The organism is Candidatus Neomarinimicrobiota bacterium (assembly GCA_034716895.1).
In the GTDB taxonomy this organism is placed as follows: Bacteria; Fidelibacterota; UBA8477; order UBA8477; family JABMPR01; genus JABMPR01.
Genome location: JAYEKW010000034.1, coordinates 1 through 5,372 on the forward strand (window position 1 = coordinate 1; position 5,372 = coordinate 5,372).

General features: G+C 45.1%; 4 protein-coding genes. 1 reads left to right on the forward strand and 3 read right to left on the reverse strand.

Features of this window, described 5'->3' with window-relative positions; translation table 11 throughout:
* The first annotated feature begins 289 nt into the window (after positions 1-289).
* Positions 290-1,918 carry a hypothetical protein gene (locus U9Q77_02470; GenBank protein MEA3286229.1) on the forward strand — a complete coding sequence of 543 codons (1,629 nt, stop codon included), beginning with the start codon at positions 290-292 and terminating at the stop codon, positions 1,916-1,918.
* 278 nt (positions 1,919-2,196) lie between these two features.
* Here U9Q77_02470 and U9Q77_02475 read toward each other — a convergent pair whose 3' ends face one another.
* The 3 genes from U9Q77_02475 to glgP form a co-directional block, all read right to left on the reverse strand.
* Positions 2,197-2,694: a hypothetical protein gene (locus U9Q77_02475; protein MEA3286230.1), complete on the reverse strand. Its 498-nt coding sequence runs from the start codon at positions 2,692-2,694 to the stop codon at positions 2,197-2,199.
* Between the two features lie 191 nt (positions 2,695-2,885).
* Positions 2,886-3,740, reverse strand: a complete 855-nt coding sequence (locus U9Q77_02480; protein MEA3286231.1) for an SDR family oxidoreductase — start codon at positions 3,738-3,740, stop codon at positions 2,886-2,888.
* A 438-nt stretch (positions 3,741-4,178) separates the two neighbouring features.
* Positions 4,179-5,372, reverse strand: a 1,194-nt coding sequence (gene glgP / locus U9Q77_02485) for an alpha-glucan family phosphorylase (GenBank protein MEA3286232.1), incomplete at its 5' end; no start/stop codon positions are given.

The window sequence follows — 5,372 nt, forward strand, 5'->3', positions numbered from 1 at the left end:
CTACCCATATTTGATGTCCCACTCTCTTTCTTAAGTGGCGCGAAGTTAACCGGAGGCTGAAATCATGGCAAACTTTTTATCCTGAATAGTCCAAAGTCCAAAGTCCAAAGTCCAAAGTCCAAAGTCAAAAGTCTGAAGTCTGAAGGTCTTGGAGTCAAGGGGCAGATCAAGATGTGACCATTAGGAGACATTGAAGACCTTCGCGCCTCAATACGATTCCTGATCTCATATTGCATGTTTCTGATTTTTTATTCCCGCATCTCGCGGGATAATGCCATATTGAACGCTTATGAATTTCCTCCTTGATTTAACAAGTTCAGACCTTTTTTCTACTTTGCCGCTTATCGGACTGTATGCTGAAACCCACTTCAGATTCTGGATTCCATTCAGTCGTTATTTTAGGCGGGAGCCTGAGCTCATTTTCGATACTCCCTGGCGACTGCAACCCGGGCAAACCCCTACCATTTTCCTGGTAATCAAGGAGGCTCATACGTATCCGGTACAGCTTACCTCAGTAGCAATCACAGTCTATCAGGATGGCCATGAAATCCACAAACAGAGTTGGCAACTGCAGCAAATGGTTAATGAAAAACAAAGTCAGCTTGAATTTGCTCTGACCAATTGCCAATTGCCCTCCGGAGAAGTAGAAATCAAACCGATCCTCAACTATATCGTGAATGGTCAGCTGCGCCAAATGGAAGTGGATAATTATCCTCAAATTGCCAAAAAACCACTGCACATCACCATTGCAGATGAAAGATTACCAATATTACCAGGATGGCTGGCCGGTGATACTCACCTCCATAGCTCTTTAACCAATGACCAGATCGAATTTGGCGCAGCATTGGAGCAGTTGCAACATGGCGCCCAATTACTAGGGTTGGATTTCCTGACTGCCACTGACCATTCGTACGACCTGGATGACCAACCTGATAATTATCTAGTAAATGACCCTGATCTGGTCAAGTGGCACCACAGTCGTCACCAGATCGAAAAAATGAATGTCAGCCATGGCCCCACCATCATTCCCGGGGAAGAGATCAGTGTCTCCAATACCCGGGGTGCCACCGTTCATTTTCTGCATTATAATGATCCTGTCTACTTCCCTGGTAGTGGCGACAGTGGGGACGACTGGCCCAAAGTCCGTTCTCAACTCAGTATTGATCAGGTTTTAGCTCAGCGCTCTGATAACACTGTCTCAATTGGGGCGCATACTGCATACCAATTCCCCTGGTTACCCCGTATCCTTTTAAACCGTGGATCCTGGGAAACTACAGACCACGAAAATCCACTACTCGACGGGGTTCAGATATTGTGCGGAACTCCAGCGTCAACTGCTTTTCAGGACTCTCGCCAACTGTGGATAAATGCCCTGCTCAATGATCAGAAACTAGCGGCCTATGGCGGTAGTGATGCCCACGGGAATTTTAACCGTAACTGGCACGTGAAAATACCGCTTTGGTCACTGGGAAGTCATGAAGACCAGATCTTTGCCCAATCTCGCACCCTGCTCCGAAGCGATTCCACCCAAACAAACGACCTCATTGAAGCAATGCAAGCCAGGCGAACAGCACTAACCACAGGACCGGTGGGTGATCTAATCGTTAGAAGTAATGGTGTACAATATGGCATTGGTGACATTCTCAAGATCAATCGGAACCTGGAGATCAACATCACCATAAATGGACTCAGCACCGTTGAATTTGGTTCTGAGATGGATGTCGCCCTGTACTGGGGAGATCTAAGCTATCGACAGGAATCGATTCTATACCACGCGGTTGATCTCAACTATAAATTTGAGCGATCCATCCCATTCAGTCCTGCTGCGGATGGTTATCTGCGACTTGAGATCACCAGTGAAGGCTCCCGTTGGCCAGGTGTTTATCTATCATCACCGATCTGGATCGAGTTACAATGATGTTGATGACACCCTCAGTTTTGTAGATGGTCCAAACGGTGGCGGGCATTGGGGGCATGAGGCAGGTTATCTGGAATGGGAACCTAATCAAGTCTTGATGGACTGGTTCCCAGACAATTTTCCCATCCCTCCTGTAAACAGGGAAAAGATTATTCGCTTCTTGAGCTCAAGAGTCTGAAAGCAGTAGTGAGCAAATAGTTCGGAATTCTCCCAATTTTCGTAAGGAAACAGGTTGACAACTAACCCTGAATGCACATCCAACTTTCAATAAACTGACCTTATTTTTTCCTCTTGATCAAATGCTCATTACTCTCAATAAATACTTGAGCATCAATACTGGCAGTTGCGTAAACGGGATCAGCTTTGGGCATCATCTTGATCGTGAAAATACCAATGGCAGTTTCAGTTGGGGACTTTTCAAATCCAGAACTCACTCTGGTATTCACTCCTCCAGACATGCTGGTAGTAGTTGTAAATGTAATTCCCTCATCTTCCAATTCATCTGCACCGAGATGTTTAAAACTATCATCTTTAATGATCATAAAATGAGTAAAATCATGTTCAAGCGTTAGCTCTGAACAGCGATAGGTCAAATACGTACGAATCTGGTCCACGGTGGAATACTGATTTCCTTCGAAGGTGACCTGGATAGTAATATCATCAATATTTTGTTCACTGTAACCACCGGCTAATTTTTGAGGACCATAAGAGGTGGCACAACTCCCCAGGACCATCAGAATTATTAGTGCAAAGCCCCACATCTGTCTAAATTTCATTTTTGTTTCCTCCAGCATTGCTCTTATGAATAAAATATCCCCCACTCCTCCAATCCGAACACTTCGTACTTAAAATATATCTTTTCTCGCCTGTCTCCGCTAAGCTTCGCCATGGCAAGCAGAGCCGCAAAATCGCAGATTTTTTTGGATTCCAAGCCCCTTTTTACTTTTTACTTCTCACTTTTTACTTCTCACTTCTTACCTGCCTGCCTCACCTGACGCTCCATCGCTTGCCATTCTTCCGGTGACAGAACATCCAGAAAATTGAATTCACCAGCTCCTTTCAGCCATTCTCCCCCGTCGATAGTGATCACTTCACCATTGATATACTGCGCCTGATCCGAAACCAGGAATACTGCCAAGTTTGCTAATTCAAGATGATCGCCTACGCGTTTTAGCGGAATTCGATTGATAAACTGCTTCTCCAGACCAGGTGGCAGAAGGCGTTCCCAGGCTCCCTCAGTCGGAAAAGGACCCGGTGCAATGGCATTCATTGTTATCCCAAATTTAGCCCATTCAACAGCCAGACTGCGAGTCAGGGTTTGAACTCCGGATTTAGCAATAGCTGAAGGAACCACATAACCTGACCCTGTTGTGGCATAGGTCGTGACGATATTAAGGACTCTGGCAGTTTGCTTATGTTTGATCCAATGTTTGCCAAAGGCCAAGGTTGTATTGTAGGATCCCTTCAGGACAATATCGGTGATGACATCAAAGGCTTTGTGACTGAGAGCCTCTGTAGGACTCACAAAATTACCTGCGGCATTATTCAGAAGGATATCCACTGATCCAAAATGTTCAACTGCAGCATGCAAGGCAGACTCAACAGCACGGTAGTCCCGGACATCAAGAGCCAGGGGGAACACCTGACCACCGGTATCGGACATGAGTTCATTTGCTGTGGCTTGCAATGTATCCATTTTACGGCTGGCAATCACAACCTTGGCCTGTAATTCCAGAAAGCGCTTGGCCATGGATTTACCCAATCCGGTTCCACCACCTGTAATAAATATTGTTTTCCCTTTGAGCAGGTCTGCTTGAAACATTTGGATGGTCTCCTTCACCATAACCTGCTTTTCTTGTAATAGTTTGGCAAGGAATATTTTTCTAGAAGTTTCGAACAATGCATAGCCCTGGCGCAGTGTTTGCGGAGAACACAGAGATTTTGGAGAATATCTCACTAAATGGTATCATATCCAAGTTCAGGAGAACCATGCTGACTCAATATGCAGAGTTCCACGCCAGTCTGAATGATGAGCAACGCGGGAAGCTCACCAACTTTATAGGAAAGCTTGAGAAACACAAAAGACACTAGCCATGAGGCATTTTAAATAGCTAAAAAGGGCTGGTCGTTGACTGGCCCTTTCCAGTAAACCTGAGAATATTTGTAATGCTATTTAAACTTCAAGATGAGCCAATTTCTGGAGGAACAAAGTGACTTGTAACCTTGCGAAGGCTGAGAGTCTTCGCAAGGTATAGGCTATCTATTTATAATATTCTTTCAAGTAATCCTGAACCATACGGGTACCAGTGAACTGTACTCCAGTTTTGATTGATTCTTTCATCAAGCCCAGCCATTTTTGTGGATCATCATAATAGGTCGGGATAACTTGTTCTTCCAGAATACGGTACAAATGATCAGCATCAGCAGCATCATTGGCCTGGTCCGGATCGCCGATGGCCCAGCCATTAACACCATCCCGACACCCTTCAGCCCACCAACCATCCAGAATAGACAAGTTAGGCGCACCGTTAAGTGTGGCCTTCATGCCGGATGTACCGGACGCTTCATTTGGTCGCAGCGGCGTATTCAGCCAAACATCCACACCAGCCGTGATCAAATTTCCCAACCACATATTGTAATTCTCCAGGAAAATGATCTTCACATCACCTAATAGTTCCCTGGCCTGGATGACAATATCCCTTAGAATCTCTTTACCATGATCGTCACGGGGATGAGCTTTTCCGGCAAAAACGAATTGGATCTTGTTGCCCTTAGCCAGGCGAATCAATCTTTCCTTATCATGAAAGATCAGACGAGCCCGTTTATATTCAGCTGCCCGTCGGGCAAATCCGATGGTCAAGGTTTTATAAGCCAGTGCTCGTTGTGTCTGAGAATTTGCATAATCCAGTAAAAATTTCTTCTGACCCCGATGAGCAAAAAGGATAGCTTCATCTGGAACAGAATCAATTTCCAACAATCGGGTGGGGTCTTCACGCCAACCGGGTAAAAAGTCATCAAAAACTTCACGAAAGATCTTGCCCACCCAATAACGATGAAATACGCCGTTGGTTACATGACCAATTTTAAAATCAGGGAATTGCGTCTGGGCTATTTCACCATGTAATTCCGATACTCCATTGGCACTGCGGCTAAAGTAAAGACCTAATTCAGTCATGTGAACCCTGCTATTAACGACCATGGAGGGTAATTGTAAATTAGCAGGCAACAGATCACCGATCAGTTTTCTGACACGATCAGCTGCAAAATGATCATGACCGGCAGCTACTGGTGTATGGGTGGTAAAATGGCAGCGTTTGATCACTTCCGCCCCATTACAATCAAATTCATTGAGTAATTCCAAGGTGAGAAAAGAACAATGTCCTTCATTCATATGGTAGGTACTGAAATCCATATAACCCATTTTTCTCAACGCTCTGATCCCCCCAAATCCCAG